Raw genomic sequence first — 19,560 nt, 5'->3', positions numbered from 1 at the left:
AAAGTGATGAAATGCTATTGATTCAGTGAATGTATGGCGTTTTCGAGAAGATAATTGTAAATATAGTGTAATAACTTCAGGTTATTCTATTGTATAAAATCAATAAATTAGAATGATTGATTTAGGTGGCCTAGTATTCTGCCATCACTCTATATCGGTAAAGAACTTTTATGAATCAAAATGACTTACAAGCTGTAGCCTATGAAGTAATTGATACACCTGCTTCAAAAAAAGTGGCCACTTTATGGATGCAAAATCCTCCTGTTAATGCTTTATCAAAATCTGTCAGAGTAGGTTTACTTGAAAACCTAAATAAGGCGATGGCAGATGAATCGGTTGATATTATTGTTATTTCATCAAAGCAGAATTTGTTTTCTGGAGGGGCAGATATTAGTGAATTTTCTGGTGGTGATTTAGAACCTAATTTACCAGTTGTATTAGATGCTATCGAACACTCGTCTAAACCTGTGGTAGCTGTTTTAAATGGCCCCGCTTTTGGTGGTGGACTTGAAGTTGCACTGGCGTGCCATTATCGAGTTACTTTCGCGAGTAACAAAGTCGGGTTGCCTGAGGTCAACTTAGGTATTTTACCTGGCGCAGGGGGTACACAACGTCTTCCTAGGTTAGCGGGTGTTCAGCAAGCACTAGATATGATTGTTTCGGGTCGCCCTGTGGCGGCTAAAAAGTTAACTGGTGTATTTGATCTTGTGGTTGATGCTCCAGAAACTTTATTAACTCGCGCTATAGGTTTTTGTGAAGAGGTTGTCGCTAAAGGCAGTCAAGTTCGCAAAACCTGTGATGTGCAAGTTGACGCAAGCTCCGCCCCGAAAGAGCTTTTTGAGCAATACCGTAAAGGTTTAGCCGTTAAAGCCCGCGGTTTCTTTGCTCCAGAGCGTTGTATTCAAGCCGTTGAGGCGTCAGTAGCTTTACCGTTTGATGAGGGCTTAAAACGCGAAGGCGAGTTATTTATGGAGTGTATGGGCTCTAAAGAAGCTAGAGCTCAGCAACATTTCTTTTTTGCAGAGCGCTCTGCGTCCCATGTAAAGGACTTTGATAAAAGCACCCCTGTCAGAGATATTCATAAAGTCGGCATTATTGGTGCGGGTACCATGGGTGGCGGCATAGCGATGAATTTTGCTAATGCTGGCATTCCGGTCATTATGCTTGAACTTCAGCAAGAGGCTTTAAATAAAGGCCTGGCGCTTATCCGTAAAAATTACGAGAGCTCAGCTAAAAAAGGCAAGTTAACCCAAGAGCAAGTAGAGCAAAGAATGGCTTTATTGAGTGGGTCGACGACTTATGCTGATTTGGGAGACGTTGATTTAGTCATAGAAGCTGTGTTTGAAAAAATGTCTGTGAAACAAGAAGTGTTTAAATCTTTAGATGCAGTATGCAAGCCTGGGGCAATTTTAGCCTCTAATACTTCTACTTTAGATATTGATGAAATAGCAAAGGCAACTAAACGCCCAGAAGATGTAATTGGTTTACATTTCTTCAGCCCAGCCAATGTAATGAAACTTTTAGAAGTGGTTAAAACCAGCAAAACTTCACCAGAAGTGATTAAAACTTCAATGAAAATGGCCAAGAAAATTAACAAGGTTGCTGTGTTAGTAGGCGTTTGTTTCGGATTTGTGGGTAACAGAATGATTGAAACCTACGGTCGTGAAGCTAATCGTATGATGCTAGAAGGAGCCACTCCAGAAAACGTCGATAAAGTTATCTACGACTTTGGTTTACCTATGGGACCTTTCACCATGGGAGATATGGCAGGACAAGATATCGGTGCTTTTGTGCGTGAGTCTCGTCGTGAGTTTATCAAGCACGATCCAACCTATTGTATTTTAGCTGACAAGTTAGTTGAGCAAGGTAGAGTCGGTTTAAAAGCAGGAAAAGGGGTGTATTTATACGAAGCAGGCAATCGCAAACCTATTCCTGATCCCAGTGTAATGGACTTAGCTAAGCAAACTGCTGCTGATTTAGGCGTTGTGCAACGTGATATCTCTGACCAAGAGATTATCGAACGCATTATTTTCCCAATGATCAACGAAGGAGCCTTGATTTTAGAAGAGGGCATTGCCGCTAAGTCAAGTGATATCGATGTGATTTATGTATATGGCTATGGCTTCCCAGTATATCGAGGTGGCCCCATGCAGTATGCCGATGAAATTGGTTTGAAAACCGTCTACAGCGCTATGTGTAAATATCGAGATGAACTAGGTGAGCATGGAAAAAATTGGTTTGAGCCAGCACCATTACTGAAAAAATTAGCTGAACAGGGTAAGCGATTTTCTGACCTATAACGGCTCAGTTTCACTATCAATTGAACGAATTATGTTACTTATTTAAGAGAAGATTATGAAAGAAGCAGTCATTGTATCAACAGCAAGAACCCCTATTGGCCGTGCCTATAAGGGGGCATTTAATAACTTAGAAGCACCAAGTTTAGGTGGTCATGCAATTCGAGAAGCCGTTAAAAAGTCGGGAATTGATCCAGCAAGTGTTGACGACGTCATCATGGGGAGTGCGCTCACCCAAGGTAGTGGTGGCATGAACATAGGCCGTTTGGCTGGCTTAGCTGGTGGCTTACCTACATCGGTTTCCGGTATGACGCTAGACCGTCAATGTAGCTCAGGAATGTACGCTATAGCGACTGCTGCTAAACATGTAATAACTGACAATGTACCCGTAATGGTAGCTGGTGGGCTTGATTCAATCAGCTTAGTACAAAACAAATCAATGAACACCCATCGTATGGTTGATCCAGCTCTAGCTAAAATGCATAAAAATATTTATATGCCTATGCTACAAACCGCTGAAGTTGTGGCTGCCCGTTACGGTATTAATCGTGATGTGCAAGACGAATATGCTTATCGGAGCCAAATGCGTACCGCTGCTGCACAGGCTGCAGGCAAGTTTGATGATGAAATCGTGCCAGTTACGGCAACTAAAGTGCTTGTTGATCGTGAAACCAAAGAAGAGAGCTTTAAAGAAGTCACCCTAACCAAAGATGAAGGGAACCGCGCGGAAACAACCTTAGAAGGCTTACAAAATTTAAAACCAGTTATTGAAGGAGGGGTTATTACCGCTGGTAATGCCAGTCAGTTATCTGATGGTGCATCAGCCAGTGTCATCATGAGCAGCAAATTAGCAGAGCAACAAAACCTTAATCCTCTTGGTGCTTATCGCGGTATTGCAGTCGCGGGTTGCGAACCAGACGAAATGGGTATTGGCCCTGTCTTCGCTATTCCAAAATTACTTAAGCAACACGGCCTTACCATGAACGATATAGGTTTATGGGAATTAAACGAAGCCTTTGCTGTGCAGGTACTTTATTGCCGCGACAAGCTAGGTATTAATGACGATATTTTAAATGTTAATGGCGGCGCAATTTCTGTTGGTCACCCTTATGGTATGAGTGGCGCCCGCATGGTAGGTCACGCCTTAATCGAAGGTAAACGCCGAGGAGCAAAATATGTTGTTTGCACTATGTGTATTGGTGGCGGTATGGGTGCTGCTGGTTTATTTGAAGTTTATTAAATCTAGTTGAATGCCACGAATTTGAGTCTCAAGCAAAAAAATAAAATATTAAGAATTTAGAGGTAAGTTATGCAAGATTATAAAGCCCCACAAAAAGAAGCCTTGTTCGTAATGAACGAATTACTGGGTTATGAAAATCACTACGCTGACCTAGGGTTTGAAGATGCGTCTCCCGATATGGTTGAAGCTATTTTTTCTGAAGCAGCCAAATTTGCAGAAAACGAATTGGCACCAATCAACGCCATTGGTGATCAAGAAGGCTGTAAATGGGAGGATGGTGTTGTCACCACGCCAACAGGTTTTAAAGAAGCCTATCAAAAATATGTTGAAGGTGGATGGACAGGTATGACCCATCCAGAAGAATTTGGTGGTCAAAACCTTCCATACTCTTTAGGTAGTATAATTGCAGAGTGGTTTTCTGCGGCTAATCACTCTTGGGCTATGTACCCAGGATTGAGTCAAGGTTGTATGGAAACCCTCAAAGAATGGGGCACCCCTGAACAACAAAAAATGTTCTTGAACAACTTAGTAGCGGGTACATGGACCGGTACTATGTGCTTAACCGAACCACACTGTGGTTCTGATTTGGGAATGCTTAAATGTAAAGCTGTGCCCAACGATGATGGCAGTTACAGCTTGACGGGGACTAAGATCTTTATTTCTGCTGGTGAGCACGATATGTCTGAGAATATTGTACATATTGTTATAGCACGTTTACCAGATGCACCAAGTGGCACTAAAGGCATTTCTCTGTTTGTTGTGCCTAAGTTTCATGCTGGTCCAGATGGTGAAAAACTAGAGCGTAATCAAGTGTCATGTGGTTCTATCGAACACAAAATGGGTATCAAAGCTTCTGCAAGTTGTGTCATTAACTTTGATGGTGCAAAAGGCTATCTGGTTGGAACTGAAAACCGTGGTTTAAATTGTATGTTTACTTTTATGAATAGTGCTCGAATTGGCACTGGCCTTGAAGGTTTGGCTGCCTCTGATGCAGCTTTCCAAGGTGCTTTGGCCTACGCAAAGGATCGTCTACAGTTTAGGTCAATGAGCGGCGTTAAAAACCCAAGTGGTCCTGCTGATCCTATTATTAATCATCCTGATGTACGACGTATGTTACTGACACAAAAAGCCTTTGCTGAAGGCAATCGAGCCTTGGCTGTATACGCCATGCAACTAGTTGATGTCACCCACGCCAGTCAAAATGAAGAAGCCAAGGAGCTTGCTGAAGCCAAGTTGGCATTTTTGACCCCTATTGTGAAAGCATTTTTAACTGAAACTGCTCAAGAAGTCACAAGTTATGGTATGCAGGTTTTTGGTGGTCACGGCTTTATAGCTGAGTGGGGGATGGAGCAATTAGTACGTGATACCCGTATTTGTACTATGTACGAAGGCACTACAGGTATTCAAGCGCTAGATTTATTAGCCCGTAAAGTAGCTGGCTCTAAGGGTAAGTTATTAAGTGTCTTTACTGACGAAGTGAAAGAATACTGCTTAAGTATCCGCGGCAAAAGCCAGTTTAATGAATGGTCAAACAGCTTAGATAAACATGTGCACGAATGGCATCAAAAGACTGAAGAAATTATGCAGCGTGCAGCTACTAATCCTGAAGAACTAGGCGCTGCGTCAGTAGATTATCTAATGTACTCTGGTTATGTAGTAGTGGGGTATTTCTGGTTGAAAATGGCAGTAGTTGCTCAGCAAAAAATTGATGACGGTACTGATGATGTGGAATTCTATAAAGCTAAGCTTCACACCGCTAAGTTTTATTTTGACCGCTTGTTGGTTCGGACTCGTTCACTGTCTTTGTCTATGGACTCTGGCGCAAGTAACTTAATGAGTATGGAAGAAGAGCAATTTAATATTGCTTAAGCAGATTGCTTAGAGCAATTAGCTAGGCTGATAAACAAAAAGCGGACTTCGGTTCGCTTTTTTATTGTGCAAGGGGTAGCGTAATGAAACATCAATATATAAAAGTACAAGACATTAATATTCACTATGTTGAGAGCTGTCCAGCTTTGCCTGTGGTTAATACTGACGTAACAACCATAGTGTTTTTGCATGGCTTCCCTGAATACTGGGAAACATGGCATGCTCAGATCGATTATTTTAGTCAAAACTATCGAGTCATAGCCGCTGACTTACCTGGGTATAACTTAAGTGACAAACCACAAAGTCGGTCTTTTTATGAAGTCCCTAACCTTATCCAATTTTTAGCTAAATTTATTCAGCGAATTTCTAAAAATAAAAAGGTAGTTTTGGTCGCCCATGATTGGGGCGGGGCACTTGCGTGGCCATTAACTGCGTTTTTTTCTGATCTTATTGAGCGCTTAGTTATTTTAAATGCTGCACACCCAAGTGTCTTTACTCGAGAAATGATCAATAACCCAAAGCAAAGACAAAAAAGTGAATATATTCATGAATTAATTGCAGCCAATGCTGTTGAAAAGCTTTCAGAAAGACACTTTGAATATCTCAAAAGTGAGATTTTCACAGGAATGAAACAGGGGAGCTTAACGGACGTACAACGCCTCAAGTATCATACTGCATGGGCTCAAGAGGGGGCGGTAGAGGGCATGTTGCAATATTATCGTGCCATGCCACAACTCGCTCCATCAGAGAGTGCTAAGCAGGCAAGTGATGGCCCAGTAGTGGCGCCTACTAATATGAAAATCCCTAATATCCGTATAACTTGCCCAACCTTAATTTTGTGGGGCGAACAAGATCAAGCATTTGTTCAGCAAAACCTTAATGGGATCGAAGAGTATGTACCCGATGTAAAAGTTGTGCGTTTTCCCGAGGCTAGTCATTGGCTACAACATGAGTTACCTAATGAGGTAAATCAGGAAATTGCTGCTTTTATAAAGTAGTTTAAATGCATATTTGTTTGATTTTTACCAAAGAAAAGCGAGAGGTTGTTATTTAACTGGTCATTGCCTTATTAACTTTATTATTAAAAATATGTCATTCTATTTAATTGTTTTCAGTGGATAATAGCTTAAGGAATAGAGATAAATGGAATGTAAGTCATGTTTACCCGCAGTAAGTTAATCGTATTTTTAATCATAGTTGGTGTCGCAATTGGGTGTGTACTTAGATTTGCAATAATAAATGAAGATGAAAATCAAATAGAAGATGCCATATCTGAGTTAGTTGCTCCAAACGAAGCTGGTAATACTCAAGTGTTGGTATACCCAAATGTTACTAAAGCTGACAATCCATATTCTACTAACTTAAGTGATTGCAACCGCTTTACTAAACGTAAACGTCAATATGATTATAGTTGGGCAAGGAGTGAACACGAAACTTGGGGCAACTATTTATCGCGGGGGTATTCACTAGATGAGATTACCTTAGCAGTAGAGTATTTTTTGAACTCCAATTTTGCTGCAAGCTTTAGAGTCAAACAATTACGCACTAATTCAGAATTAGTTACTAAAAATAAAGTTCTTAATGAGGAGTTAAAAAACTACTTTCCTGAAGTTGTTGAAAGTAAAGTCTTTCAGATATCAAGAAAAATACCGGCCTCAAATTTTAAGAATTACGGATCATTATCTCGCCAAGAAAAGCAAGCCGTCTTAGCTAACTCGCCTCCCAGTATTGATGATCTTGCTTATTTTATTAACCAAAAAAATATTGAAGACCAAGATATATTGGCTTTGATCGACGCAGTTAATAACCCCAATGTCATCGTTGGTTACGACAAACTAGAAGCAATCTCGATATTAGACTATGCAATTGACGCCAATCGCTTATTGGTGGTTGACCATCTACTAAATATTGGGCTAATGCCTACATCAGATAAATATTTAGGTTCATCGATGGAATGGGCTCTGGCTCAGCTATGGGGGAGAGCTACACCTGAAGAGATAGCTGACTCGGTGAAAATTATCAAATTATTGAAAAATAAAGGCGCTAAAGCTAGGTTTAAGACAAAAACTTATCTCAAAGTAGAAGGGGATTTTCCTCGTCGTTATTATGAGTTTGATAAAGCGAAAATAGAACATATTATGAATGAATATGGCCTCGATTTAACAAGTATTGAAACAGAATCCCCACTATATTTAAATGAAGATAATGAATTACTAATTGCTCTTAAAGATGAACGCCAGACCTATATTCTTGAACAGTTTGAGTTGAAAGATATCAATCCTCATTTAGCTGCATGTGCTCTTATTAAAAAGACGATTGCAGAAAAATGGCAGCCTAAACAGTCTCAAGAAATCATAGATGAGCTGACCGAAAACAATGAGTATAGCCCAACAGAAATAGAAACTCTGTTGTCAGATATAGACCCGTACTTGGTTGATTTTTATAGAGTAAAAAATGATAGGTATGTGCACATGCAAATGTATGTAGATGTGCCTTATAATGTTTTTCGGCCACTAAATGCTGGAAAGCTCACCCAAGTTATTGATTACTTTTTAAGTTTAGACTTAACAGACGCTAATAAAAATTGGGTGTTTATTCAAATTCTCCTCTATAACATTAGTTTCTATGATGAATTGGTTGCGAGTGATTTGATGGTAGATAAAATTGAATATCTAAACCTGAAAAATTACCGCCTTTTAAATCTTCAGAAAATCCAGCAATTAAACGATACTAGCTATGATTTATTAGGACAGGACGTAAGAAATAAAACGCTATTATATTACGCTGTTCGCAGTGGTGATCTTCAATTAGTGATGTATTTGCAACAAGAAAATGCGCCCTTTGTGATAACTTCGTTTGGTGAAGATCCACTACATGCCGCATTAAATGAAAGTCGATATCGTGAAAATTTTAATACAAATATTATTCCCATAGTTGATGTTTTAATGAGGTACTCCCCTGAAATAGATGAGTTTCATCTTCAGAGAATGGCCGTTTTAGCACTAACTTCACCACAGGTATACCAAGAGTTAGTTACAAGACACCCTCAATTGGCAGCTAAGACTGACACATCTCTTCCAAAAGTTAGGTGATATTGAAGCTTCAGATAGGGAAGTTAGTTTGGGCTGGTGAATTTAGCGCGAGTAGATTAGGTGTGTTAGCGTGCTAATACTTTGCGTGATGTAAAGGTAAGTCAATTAGCACCAGCACTGCAGCTTGGCCGCCCCATACTTTTGGGGCTTGATGAAAGCCCATCACGGCAGGGTGCTGTATCAACCAATTAGGTATGGCTTTTTTGAGGGTATAAGTACCTTTGCCATGCATGATACTCACGCAATATACATGTTGCTTTTGCGCCGCATGAATTAGCGCTGCCACTTCGTGTTTGGCTTCTTCCTTTTTTAAACCGTGCAAATCTAAAATTAGGTCTGGTGGGTAGTCGCCACGGCGTAAGCGTTTTACTTCGTGGCTATCGGTTTCTGGCTTAATGTATTTAAGAGGCTGGTCAACTTCAAAATGGCCTTCAAACCCGTCTGAAAATTCAAAAGCAGCAGCGGCTTGACGCATTTCAGCCTGCGAGGCTTGATTTTTTTGCTTTGTATTCCAATTCTGCTTGCTGGAAAAGCGTTGAGGCGGTATTTTGTCCTGCTTTATCGGCGCGATGTCTTTAAACTCTTTTTTAAAAAGATTTTCTTCTTCTAAATCAGTTTGAGTTTGGTTACGAGATGGCGTGTTTTTCATTCATTACAAAATAAGTATCAATTTCCATGTAGCATAACAAACATTGCTATATGAGAATATCGATAGAAACAGATTTAATAAGCGAGCTTATGACCCAAAATACCTTCTCAGAGCAAAGTATTGAACAATCCGTACAAGATTTACACACTATGTTAGACATGGTGCGCTGGTCTGTCAGTTGTTTTAATCAGGCTGGATTATTTTATGGGCATGGTACCGACAACCCTTGGGACGAAGCGGTAAGTTTAGTATTGCAGCTGTTACATTTACCCCAAGAGTTGCCATTACAAACCGGTGATCAATTATTCCATAGCCGTTTAACACAGCTAGAAAAACTCAAAATTATTGAAGTGGTAAAACGTCGCGTTGAAGAGCGCATCCCGGTGCCTTATTTAACTAATCAAGCTTGGTTCTGTAACTTACCTTTTTATGTAGATGAGAGGGTGCTGATACCACGCTCACCCTTTGCAGAGCTGATTCAAAATCAGTTTGAAGATTGGCTGACAGACGAAGAGCCTCAACATGTTTTAGATTTATGTACTGGCGGTGGCTGTATTGCTATCGCACTTGCATATGCCTTTGAAGAAGCCCAAGTAGACGCTGTTGATATTAGCCCTGAGGCCCTTGAAGTTGCAGAGCTGAATATAAATGAGCATGAATTAAGCCATAGGGTGTTTCCAATATACTCGGATTTAATGGGGGCTTTACAAGGGCAAAAGTATGACTTGATTGTAAGTAACCCGCCTTATGTTGATGCTGAAGACATGGGAGACTTACCCGAAGAGTTTCATCATGAACCTGAGTTAGCTCTGGCTGCAGGCAACGATGGTTTGGACTTAGTGGACAATATTTTACGTCAGGCACCGAGTCATCTAAAAGATAATGGTTGGTTGTTCGTTGAAGTAGGCAATAGTGAGGTGCATATGTATTCCCGCTATCCAGAGCTGCCGATCCATTGGGTTCAGTTTGAGAATGGCGGCCATGGCGTTTTTGCTATAAGCAAGAATGAATTAGTTGAATACTGGCGTTCGGTAGACCATTAAAATAGACTTATAACAACACCCCTAGAAAATCAGTCATTTTTAGGTAATTGGGGTATATTGAAAATAAAATATTTAAGAATAGGAGTCAGACATTATGGCAGGTAACACCTTCGGTAAATTATTTACAGTGACCACCTTTGGCGAAAGCCATGGTATTGCGATAGGTGGCATTATCGATGGTTGCCCTCCAGGATTAGACATTTCTGAAGAGGATTTGCAGGTTGATTTAGATCGCAGAAAACCTGGAACCTCTCGTTACACCACTGCAAGACGTGAAGAAGACGAAGTGAAAATTTTGTCTGGTGTGTTTGAAGGAAAAACTACAGGTACCAGTATAGGGTTGTTAATCAACAATACTGATCAGCGTAGTAATGATTACTCTAAGATTAAAGATACCTTCAGACCTGGCCATGCAGATTACACCTATCAGCAAAAGTATGGACTAAGAGATTACCGAGGTGGTGGGCGTTCTTCTGCTCGCGAAACAGCAATACGCGTGGCCGCTGGTGGAGTAGCGAAAAAATACCTAAAAGAGCATCACGGTATTGAAATTCATGGTTATTTGTCGCAACTAGGGCCAATTAAAGTAGAAACTGTTGACCATACTATTACTAATACTAATGCCTTCTTTTGTCCAGATGAGAGCAAGTTAGCAGCACTTGATGCCTACATGCGCGATTTGAAAAAAGAAGGAGACTCAGTTGGTGCCAAAGTTTCAGTTGTCGCTACCAATATGCCAGTAGGATTAGGCGAGCCAATATTTGATCGTTTAGACGCTGATTTAGCCCATGCCATGATGGGGATCAATGCAGTTAAAGGAGTAGAAGTTGGCGATGGCTTTGCTACTGTAGAGCAAAAGGGCAGTGAGCACAGAGATACACTAAGCCCAGATGGGTTTAAATCTAATCGCTCTGGTGGCGTGTTAGGTGGAATATCCACTGGTCAAGATTTACTGGTAAACATGGCCTTAAAACCTACTTCTAGTATTTCTGTTCCCGGTGAAACCATAGACATAAACGGGCAAACCGCTGAAGTGATCACTAAAGGCAGACACGACCCCTGTGTAGGAATTAGAGCTGTACCTATCGCCGAAGCTATGATGGCTTTAGTTTTGATGGACCACTTATTACGTCACAGAGGCCAAAATGCTGATGTACAAAGCCAAACACCTATCATACCCGGACAGGCTGACTAGCCTGTCTTTTTAACCTTTTCTAATTCGAGTAAGCATTAATGCGCTCAGCCTATTCCTCTGGCAATTTAATTTTACTCGCTTTTACCTACCTATTTTATTTTGGTCAATTTGGGGTGTTCATCCCTTACTTAGGGGTGTTTTTAGATGGCCGCGGTTTTTCATCTAAAGAAATTGGTGAACTCTTTGCTCTCATAACCTTTGCAAGAATAGCTGGGCCAAATCTATGGGCGGCCATAGCTGATAGTACAGGCAAGTCCTTGCGGTTATTACAATTAGGGGCGCTATTAACGCTGAGTATGTTTACATTAGCGTTTTGGGTGGATGGCTTTTGGTACCTGACTATTAGCTTTTCTTTAATGATGATGTTCTGGACGGCGATTTTACCTCAAGTAGAAGTACTTACCCTTAATTGTGTCAGAGCGAACCCCGTTCGGTATGGATACATTAGGCTGTGGGGCAGTATTGGCTACATATTGCTGACAATATTCACTGGTAAGATGATAGATATATTTTCATCTGAAGCGCCGCTAGTTGTTGGAGTGGTAGTTTTGTCATCACTATTTATGGTGACACTGTTTTTGATAGAGCCGAAGCGTGACGTCAATACAGCAAAAGATGAAGTATCCATCTGGCGTAAAGTTAGGCAGCCGGTGTTTCATGGCTTTATTGCCTCTGCCATTTTGTTGCAGCTAAGTTTTGGACCTTATTATGGATTTTTCGCATTATATATGCGTGATCTTGGTTATAGCGGGCAGGCGACGGGCTGGTTAGTTGGTTTAGGTGTGGCTGCTGAAGTGCTCATTTTTTTAAAGGCTGGCAAGTTAATTAATCGATTTGGGGTTAAATGGGTGCTCTTGACGAGCATTCTTTTTACTTCTTTACGTTGGTACCTATTAGCCACGGTTGCAGCTAGCCCCATCTTTTTAGTTGCAGCTCAATGCTTACATGCCTTCAGTTTTGGCTTGGCTCACGCCGCTTCAATGCACTTTATTCACCATTATTTTGGCCTTAAAGACCAAAGTCAAGGGCAGGCTATTTACATTAGTTTCGCATTTGGAATTGGCGGTGCAGCTGGAGGGTATTTTTCTGGAAGCCTTTGGAATCAAGGTGCAGGAGCAGAACTCTCATTTACCTTAGCTGCAATATCTGCATTGGTGGCTGCCTGTTGCTTACTTCCAATCTGCTCTAAACGTATGTAAACATTGGGTTATTCTTAATGCGGATAAAAAAGCTGACCATTTAGTCAGCGCTTGATTGAAAAACAGGGATAGTAGCAATGTTGCATTTTTGTGACTAACTTATTGAAATAAAAGCCTTGTTAGACCAGTTTCATTGACGATAGTTGTTGACCTGCGGAACCTGACAGATATACTAACCATGCTTGAAAGTAAGTTTAATATTTATGTACATGGTTTCGATGTTCCATTGTAGTACCTCGTCTTGTAGCTCATAAGTAATTGCAACAAGCTTCAGCAAAAACAACGTCTCTTCGGAGACAAAATTACTCTTGAAAAATATAGGAAAGACTATGTCTACAACTACTGGTACAGTAAAATGGTTTAACGAATCTAAAGGTTTCGGTTTCATTCAACAAGAAAATGGACCTGACGTTTTCGCTCACTTCCGTGCTATCAACGGTACTGGCTTTAAAACTTTGGCTGAAGGCCAAAAAGTTGAGTTCACTGTAACTCAAGGCCAAAAAGGTCCTCAAGCTGAGAACATTACTGTACTTTAATTATTAAATAATTAAATTCCAGAAAAAAGCAAACCTAAGGGTTTGCTTTTTTTATGCCTGAAATTTGATGAGGAGCACAGCACAGCTAATGTCACTCCGGTGAGACGACTTGAACTATCACTAAATTCCGTTTTTACTTTATAGCAAAGTTCAATTTGAAATAATATCTTCTACTAATCTAAATCCCTCTCCTAAACTACTCGGGTTAGTTTTACCTGCATGTGCTCTATTACTTGTTCTAACTGCTTTTGCATTCGCTCCATAAGCACCACCACGACGAATTATCATAGGGATAGGAGCTCCTTTATTACAATCGTCAATCCAAGCACTTCCATCTGTCGGAGCGCCGTTGTAATTAGGATGTTCGCAATCTAATGTATATTCCCCAACGTTGCCAATCATGTCATAAATACCGTAGGCGTTAGGCTTGTATCTTCCCACGGCATTTGTGTATTCAGCTCCGTCATCGCAGGCAACTCCGTCTTTAATTACCTTATAGTCACGCTTTATAGCTTTAGATCCGCTAAGGTCTAATATGTTACCGTACTCACATAGTTTGCTTGAGTCATTGCCAAAGTAGTAATCCGTATTTGAACCAGCTCTTGCTGCATACTCCCATTCAGCTTCGGAAGGTAGTCGGTGGGCTTTATTCGTTTTTTTACTTAGCCACTTTGCATAGGCTTTTGCATCTTCCCAAGTTACGCACATCACTGGATGGTTATCTGATGGGGCGTATTTATGTGTTTTCCAGTTACCCTCATGCATATTGATCCCCCAGTTATGATCGTTGGTAACTTCTTGCCATATCCAGCACTTATTTGAGGTTTTATAATCCGTTGCTTCCACAAACTGCCGAAACTCTTTTACAGTTGTTTCGTATTTCGACAATTTGAAGGAACGCAATGATACCTTGTGTTTTGGTTGTTCAGTTCCATTTACTCCTCCCATTTTAAAAGCACCGGCAGGTATAACTACCATATCTGGCTCGATTACACTTTGTGCTCCGTTAGAAGTGAAAGAAAACCAAAATCCCATCAAACATAATATTATTTTCATTGTTATCCCTACTTTGTGCTTTTTGTAAAATTATTATTCAAGTGGAGCTCTTGAATAAGGTTAGAATTATTCGTCGCTCCTCTCATGTATATAAACTTTATAGGCTTTCAATAAATGACCTGCGTAATCCCCACCCCAGCCGTATCCGCTGCGGCGTTCCGATTCAACTTCCGATAAATTGTATTTTTTAACGCCGTCGCGCCCAAAGAAAATTGGGACGTCTTGTTCTATTTCATAATAACGATACCAAAGCCTTTTTCCTTGCCTTACTTCAATTAAGCCCGTTTGTTTTTTGTTGTGCCACATGTCCGATACTTTAGTCTGTTGATACCAGTCAGTGCTTGCGTTAATAGCCAACCTTACTGCGGGGGTTTGCCACGGCCAATTGATTAAAAAAGTAATGACCCCCACAGATTCATAGCCTGTTCTGGCAATTGGCTCATACGCCCGACCGGCTTCAGGTTGATAGGTAGTGGCGTTATGCTGACTCGCCCAAATAGTTAATTTTCCCTGACTTTTAATTTGCGCTTTTAGCAAATAGTCGACGGCGGAGGCTAGTTTGGGATAAATAACAGCTTTGAGCTTTGGGGCAATAATATTGCTGTCAAAAGGTGCAATTGCAGCAGAGATATCTGTTAATAACACCATTACACGGACCATTGCATCATCGTTTAAAGTAATGTGATTAGAGTATTGTCCCTTTTTATTCGTGCGTTTCGGATATACCTGAGGCCATCCTCCAGACGGGTGTTGGGCTTTATAAATAAATGTAATTGCTTTGCTAACCGATGCTTCAATCGCTTGTCGCAGTGCCGAGTTCTTGGTTTGTTTGTAAATTTGGGCTAAGTACCGAATTTCAGCTACCGTGGCATGGTCGTCAAAGTTACCATGCTCAACTCCTTCGCTTACCCATTGCGAGCGTTTTTGTTGACCATCCCATGGTTTCAAATAAGCTTGGTGGTTTTGTATACCAAACCCACCTGTTGGTAATTGCCATGTGAGCATATTCTGTGCATAACTATCTTGTGTATTGCCGTGCAGGTGTTCTTCAAGTTTTCCCAATGTTCGATAATGCTGCAACAAACTAGCAATTTCAGCATTGTGGTGGGGATAATTTTTTTTAAGGGTAACTATTCTTTTCTGTTCAGCAGGCTCTAACCTTGAAGGTTGGGCTTGAATATTAAAGCCGAGTAAGGAAATGAGAAAAACTAAACTTACGATGAATTTTTGCAAACTTTAGTTCCTGTTATGAGGGGAGTTAAACGCTAAAACACATGCTTCATTGCAGCCAAAGATATCAAAAATGTATGCTTCACGCTTCTTTGATTCAGGCTAGTTCTCCAAGTAATCTTACTATTTATCAAACAAGCCGTTTTAACTGTTCTATTAATTGAAATGTGTGAGCATGTTATGTATTAAAAAGTGATGAATAATGGAATGAACATTCATCACTTTTTAGGTTCTTTATTGAGCTTAGTTTATTTTTAAACTTAGCTCATGGGCATATGCAAGTGCATCTAAACTGGGTACTTGCAAATTAGGTGTTATGCCTGTTTTTTCCCAGTTTTGTTGATTTGCCGTGATAACTGGTTTTGACAAAGAAATGCGGAATATCAACTCATCTGTAATCGGCCTAACGCCTACGTAGAAACCGGCTCCTGAGGTTACATCGCCCACAACAACTGCCTTGGCATTTGCTTGCATGACACCAGTAAACAGCTCGGTTGCGCTAGCTGAATTGCGACTTGTTAATATCCACACAGGAAACTCATTTAGAAAGGCCCTATGTCGAACTTCGTCAGTAACGGTAATCGCGTCTATAATTTCCCCATCTACATCAAGTACATGCCATAAAGGAGTGTCTTTCTCGAGGAAATAGCTAAGTATATATTGGGCTAACCAAGGTGAGCCGCCAATAGTATCCCTCAAGTCTATAATGATACCGTCACTTTGCTTGAGAAAGCCGAAAGCAGCATCAACTGTATCCCGTGCTCGTGGATCGGGGTGAAATTTATTGAATTTTAGATATCCAATCTTGCCATGTAGGTATTTAACCTCTTCGAAGGCAAAGTTATAGGTTAGTTTACCGTTTTGGTGGGGCAATATATGTGTAATGTCCTCATCAGGTTTGACAGTGAATAAACTCAAGTGTTTGTCTTGGGTTACTGCGCGTAGATCGCGACCGACCACATCCGCAAATTCGTCAATAGAGTCTAAATGACTATATTGCCCAAGTATTAGTCTACTTGTAAATAGCTCTACTAGTTCAGGTACAATGTCAGGCTGAATATAGTGTTCTTGCATAACACTCAAAGTCTGTTCCATTAGAGACTTGATTTGCTCGGATGTCAGAGACTTCTGGTTTGCTTGAACTGATACTGACATTAAAGTAAAAAAAATGAATAACAATTTAGTTATCTTAAATATATTAATAATTGTTGTTTTTTTCATGGGGAAACCTCGCTTAAATTAAATATAGATCCAGCTTTTTACGACCGAATATTATGATTTCTAATATAACTTTGAGGTTTTAGATGAAGGTGTTTTTTATCTTGTATTGCAGGCTAGCATCTTTCCAACCCGACAAACGAAAACGTGAAATGGAAGGAAATAGAAACCAAGGCTCAGTGATTGGCTCAGTCATCAAGTAAGCATCAGAACTAAGATCTGGTAGCTGTTCTTGATATATTTTAACAAACAGCCATTTAGCTAATTGTTTTGGGTGTTCAAACTTGATTGCGGTTGATATAGAAATTACAACGGAAAAGGGCTCACTAGAATCTAGTGAAACTGTATAGGAATCTGAATGAGCAGGGTTGTCAGTTTGATGGGACGAAAATGATTCAGCAGACAAGATGATGAATGAACACAACACTACTGTTGTGATAAACAAACATGCTTGTTTGACTAAATTTTCCCCCATTAAATTATCACTCTATTAGGTTTTTGTTGGGTACTTCTTTGTTAGCATATCACTAAAACCTATATCACAGGATATTTTAACTAAGTGAGTTCACTTTGGGATCAAGCCCTAGGCGCACATACAAATGTCTGTAACTCACTTGATTAATGAGTCAATTTACCCAAACGAACTTGATATTATAAAATCCAAAACTCAACAATTAAGTTGAGTTTGGAAATTGCTGGTTCGCTGCTTCTGAATAGACAGCTTTTGTTTGTCCAGTTAAAGGTTTAATCTTTGGCTAGGATAAAACTACTAACCACATTTATATGTAAATGTATGAGTATCACCACCTGTACTTGATGATACCAATGTACAAGATATTGTGCTAGTTGAGGGTAGTCCAAAATAGAATCCTAAAAATGCATCTCTGGTTTCTGGCGATTTGAAAATAAATTGTTCTTCCGTTAGATCAGCTTTTTTAGGAGGTAACGTATTTCCGTCTTTATCTTCGGTTTTTAACACATCAAAGGTTTCTAAGGTAAAATCAGGCTCAATAATAGCCATTCCATTTTTTTTCGCTACCCCATCTACAACCTTAACAAAGTTAAGTTTTATGCTAATGTCCATGTCACTTACAAAAGGTACTTCTAGTTTTTTTAAAACAGATGAAATCAAACCATCAATGGTTCCTTTGCTACCATTCTCATAATAATCGAACATAGAATTTCTAATCTGACTTGTGCTCATAAATTTATACGGGTCACCTCGAACAATTAATTCACCCGTCGATAAGTGAGCACCATTATCCGTTGTTTTCTGATAAGTAGATGGTTTGAACTTTCCTAAAGTCCCATTTACTGAGTTTTCTATTGGGTCTCCATCAAAATTAAACACGGGTAATTCTTGTGCATTACTTATCATATTCATAATTTCACTACGGACTTCAAAAATAACGCTAGCGTCGTGCATTTCATCATTTGTTTGACCAGTCTCATATATATTGGTCAAAGGCTCGCCTTGCCTATCCATTGTTATCTCTACGCTATATTTTGTCGCGAGGTTATTGTCATAATCCATTATTACTACATGCTTAATCGTACCGAATCGACCTACAGTTTCAGCTACTCTTTCTTTTTGAATACTAGAGCAACCACTACATGGTAGTGTTGGCACCGCTCCAATTGCTTTGCTTGAAAGTAAACATATGGCACTAAAAACTATTGTTCTAAATATCATTTAATTTCCCTAATTTAATTATTGCTAACGTCATCAGTGAGTTAGGCTGGGGTATATTATCTACCTTTTTTGGGGCGCAATAGTTATTTTTCGCTAAGACTGAATACTAAACTGCGTTATTAATAATTGGCTAATCTATTTTTAATTTACCTATTGAGTCGTCCCTGCATGCTATCTTTATTGGCCAAACGGTATAGTTAGATACATGTATTTCTGAGCCTTTGTTTATTAAAGGCTCAACTCTCCCCGCAAATTTGTTACTAATAAACGTTTTACTTCTGCTATTGGAATATCTTTACTGAGTAAATAATGTAGTTTGGCTAATGCTGCCTCAGGGGTCATGTCTGTGCCCGATACTACTCCTACTTGTTTTAGAATATTGCCGTTGGCATACCCAGACATATTCACCTTACCTTTTACACATTGAGTGCAGTTTAGAACTATTATTTCTTGGTCGTTGGCCCACTTTAGCTGTTTCAATAGCGCAGAGTTCTGTGGAGCATTACCTACGCCAAAACTCAATAAAATTAATGCTTTTACGGGTTGTTGTAGTGTGTTCTTTAAAACGTCTGCACTGATACCCGGATAAAGAGTCACTATGCCGATTGGTTGGGATTTGATGTTACTGACTTTCAGGTGTTTATTACTGTCTATGCCCAATTGTTTCTTATCTATCTTGACTTCTATATCTATGCCAGCTTCTAACAAAGGTGGTAAGTTCGGCGAGTCAAATGCGTTAAAACCGTCAGAGTCTACTTTACGGCTGCGGTTACCTCTAAATAATTGATTATTGAAGAATAAGGTGACTTCTGAAATCGGATAGTTAGCTGCTATGTAAAGGGCGTTTAACAGATTGACTTGGCCGTCTGAACGTAATTGAGCCAGTGGAATTTGTGAGCCTGTTACTATGACTGGCTTACCTAGGTTTTCTAACATAAATGATAGGGCGGAAGACGTATAAGCCATGGTGTCGGTGCCATGGAGTATGATGAATCCATCGTATTTATCATAGTTTTGCAGAATGTCGTCTGCAATTTGCTGCCAATCATTGGGGCTCATATCAGATGAATCGATGAGCGGTGCGTACTCGTGGATAGTAAAGCTTGGCATTTCACTACGGTGGAACTCTGGCATATTGTTTATGGTTTCAGATAAAAAGCCAGCTGCAGGAACATAACCTTGGGGTGATGGTCGCATACCAATAGTTCCGCCTGTATAGGCAACGTAAATATGTTTTTTCATG

The 19,560-nt window shown here is 40.0% G+C and carries 16 protein-coding genes; 9 read left to right on the top strand and 7 right to left on the bottom strand.

Translation table 11 applies throughout. The features are described from left to right. Positions 1 to 248: 248 nt before the first annotated feature. The 5 genes from EOK74_RS15505 to EOK74_RS15485 all read left to right on the top strand — a co-directional run bounded on the left by EOK74_RS15505 (position 249) and on the right by EOK74_RS15485 (position 8,498). A complete protein-coding gene (locus EOK74_RS15505; RefSeq protein ID WP_420818932.1) occupies positions 249 to 2,300 on the top strand; it encodes a 3-hydroxyacyl-CoA dehydrogenase NAD-binding domain-containing protein in 2,052 nt (683 codons plus the stop codon). A 55-nt stretch (positions 2,301 to 2,355) separates the two neighbouring features. Beyond that, entirely contained in the window at positions 2,356 to 3,537 is a 1,182-nt protein-coding gene (locus EOK74_RS15500) for an acetyl-CoA C-acyltransferase (protein ID WP_133470943.1), read from the top strand. A gap of 69 nt (positions 3,538 to 3,606) precedes the next feature. Next, complete coding sequence (locus tag EOK74_RS15495; protein ID WP_133470942.1) at positions 3,607 to 5,406, top strand: acyl-CoA dehydrogenase C-terminal domain-containing protein; 1,800 nt, start codon at positions 3,607 to 3,609, stop codon at positions 5,404 to 5,406. A gap of 83 nt (positions 5,407 to 5,489) precedes the next feature. Further along, positions 5,490 to 6,404, top strand: a complete 915-nt coding sequence (locus tag EOK74_RS15490) for an alpha/beta fold hydrolase (protein WP_133470941.1) — start codon at positions 5,490 to 5,492, stop codon at positions 6,402 to 6,404. A gap of 159 nt (positions 6,405 to 6,563) precedes the next feature. Next, positions 6,564 to 8,498, top strand: a complete 1,935-nt coding sequence (locus EOK74_RS15485) for an ankyrin repeat domain-containing protein (RefSeq protein ID WP_133470940.1) — start codon at positions 6,564 to 6,566, stop codon at positions 8,496 to 8,498. Between the two features lie 73 nt (positions 8,499 to 8,571). Here the strand turns inward: EOK74_RS15485 and smrB are convergent, their stop codons facing one another. Further along, entirely contained in the window at positions 8,572 to 9,147 is a 576-nt protein-coding gene (gene smrB / locus EOK74_RS15480) for an endonuclease SmrB (protein WP_133470939.1), read from the bottom strand. Between the two features lie 89 nt (positions 9,148 to 9,236). Here smrB and prmB point away from each other — a divergent pair, with 89 nt between their 5' ends. From prmB to EOK74_RS15460, 4 genes are all read left to right on the top strand, one after another. Continuing rightward, a complete protein-coding gene (gene prmB / locus EOK74_RS15475) occupies positions 9,237 to 10,190 on the top strand; it encodes a 50S ribosomal protein L3 N(5)-glutamine methyltransferase (RefSeq protein WP_133470938.1) in 954 nt (317 codons plus the stop codon). Between the two features lie 94 nt (positions 10,191 to 10,284). Beyond that, positions 10,285 to 11,385 (top strand): chorismate synthase, encoded by a 1,101-nt coding sequence (aroC, locus tag EOK74_RS15470; RefSeq protein WP_133470937.1) that lies wholly within the window; start codon positions 10,285 to 10,287, stop codon positions 11,383 to 11,385. Positions 11,386 to 11,423: 38 nt separating this feature from the next. Continuing rightward, positions 11,424 to 12,584, top strand: a complete 1,161-nt coding sequence (locus tag EOK74_RS15465; RefSeq protein WP_133470936.1) for an MFS transporter — start codon at positions 11,424 to 11,426, stop codon at positions 12,582 to 12,584. Positions 12,585 to 12,913: 329 nt separating this feature from the next. Further along, positions 12,914 to 13,120: a cold-shock protein gene (locus EOK74_RS15460; RefSeq protein WP_133470935.1), complete on the top strand. Its 207-nt coding sequence runs from the start codon at positions 12,914 to 12,916 to the stop codon at positions 13,118 to 13,120. Positions 13,121 to 13,270: 150 nt separating this feature from the next. Here EOK74_RS15460 and EOK74_RS15455 read toward each other — a convergent pair whose 3' ends face one another. The 6 genes from EOK74_RS15455 to ansA form a co-directional block, all read right to left on the bottom strand. Continuing rightward, positions 13,271 to 14,176 (bottom strand): formylglycine-generating enzyme family protein, encoded by a 906-nt coding sequence (locus tag EOK74_RS15455; RefSeq protein WP_133470934.1) that lies wholly within the window; start codon positions 14,174 to 14,176, stop codon positions 13,271 to 13,273. Positions 14,177 to 14,242: 66 nt separating this feature from the next. Beyond that, positions 14,243 to 15,409, bottom strand: coding sequence for a pectate lyase (gene pelA / locus EOK74_RS15450; RefSeq protein ID WP_133470933.1), 1,167 nt, complete (start codon positions 15,407 to 15,409; stop codon positions 14,243 to 14,245). A gap of 240 nt (positions 15,410 to 15,649) precedes the next feature. Next, positions 15,650 to 16,627: a S41 family peptidase gene (locus EOK74_RS15445; RefSeq protein WP_133470932.1), complete on the bottom strand. Its 978-nt coding sequence runs from the start codon at positions 16,625 to 16,627 to the stop codon at positions 15,650 to 15,652. 79 nt (positions 16,628 to 16,706) lie between these two features. Then, on the bottom strand, positions 16,707 to 17,099 hold the full coding sequence (locus EOK74_RS15440; RefSeq protein ID WP_133470931.1) for a hypothetical protein: 393 nt from the start codon (positions 17,097 to 17,099) through the stop codon (positions 16,707 to 16,709). Between the two features lie 294 nt (positions 17,100 to 17,393). Next, positions 17,394 to 18,317, bottom strand: coding sequence for a hypothetical protein (locus EOK74_RS15435; protein WP_133470930.1), 924 nt, complete (start codon positions 18,315 to 18,317; stop codon positions 17,394 to 17,396). Positions 18,318 to 18,545: 228 nt separating this feature from the next. Continuing rightward, positions 18,546 to 19,559, bottom strand: a complete 1,014-nt coding sequence (gene ansA, locus EOK74_RS15430; protein ID WP_133470929.1) for an asparaginase — start codon at positions 19,557 to 19,559, stop codon at positions 18,546 to 18,548. Between the last annotated feature and the right edge of the window lies 1 nt (position 19,560).

Source organism: Paraglaciecola marina (assembly GCF_004360155.1).
GTDB lineage: Bacteria > Pseudomonadota > Gammaproteobacteria > Enterobacterales > Alteromonadaceae > Paraglaciecola > Paraglaciecola marina.
This window is presented reverse-complemented; position numbering and strand designations above follow the sequence as displayed.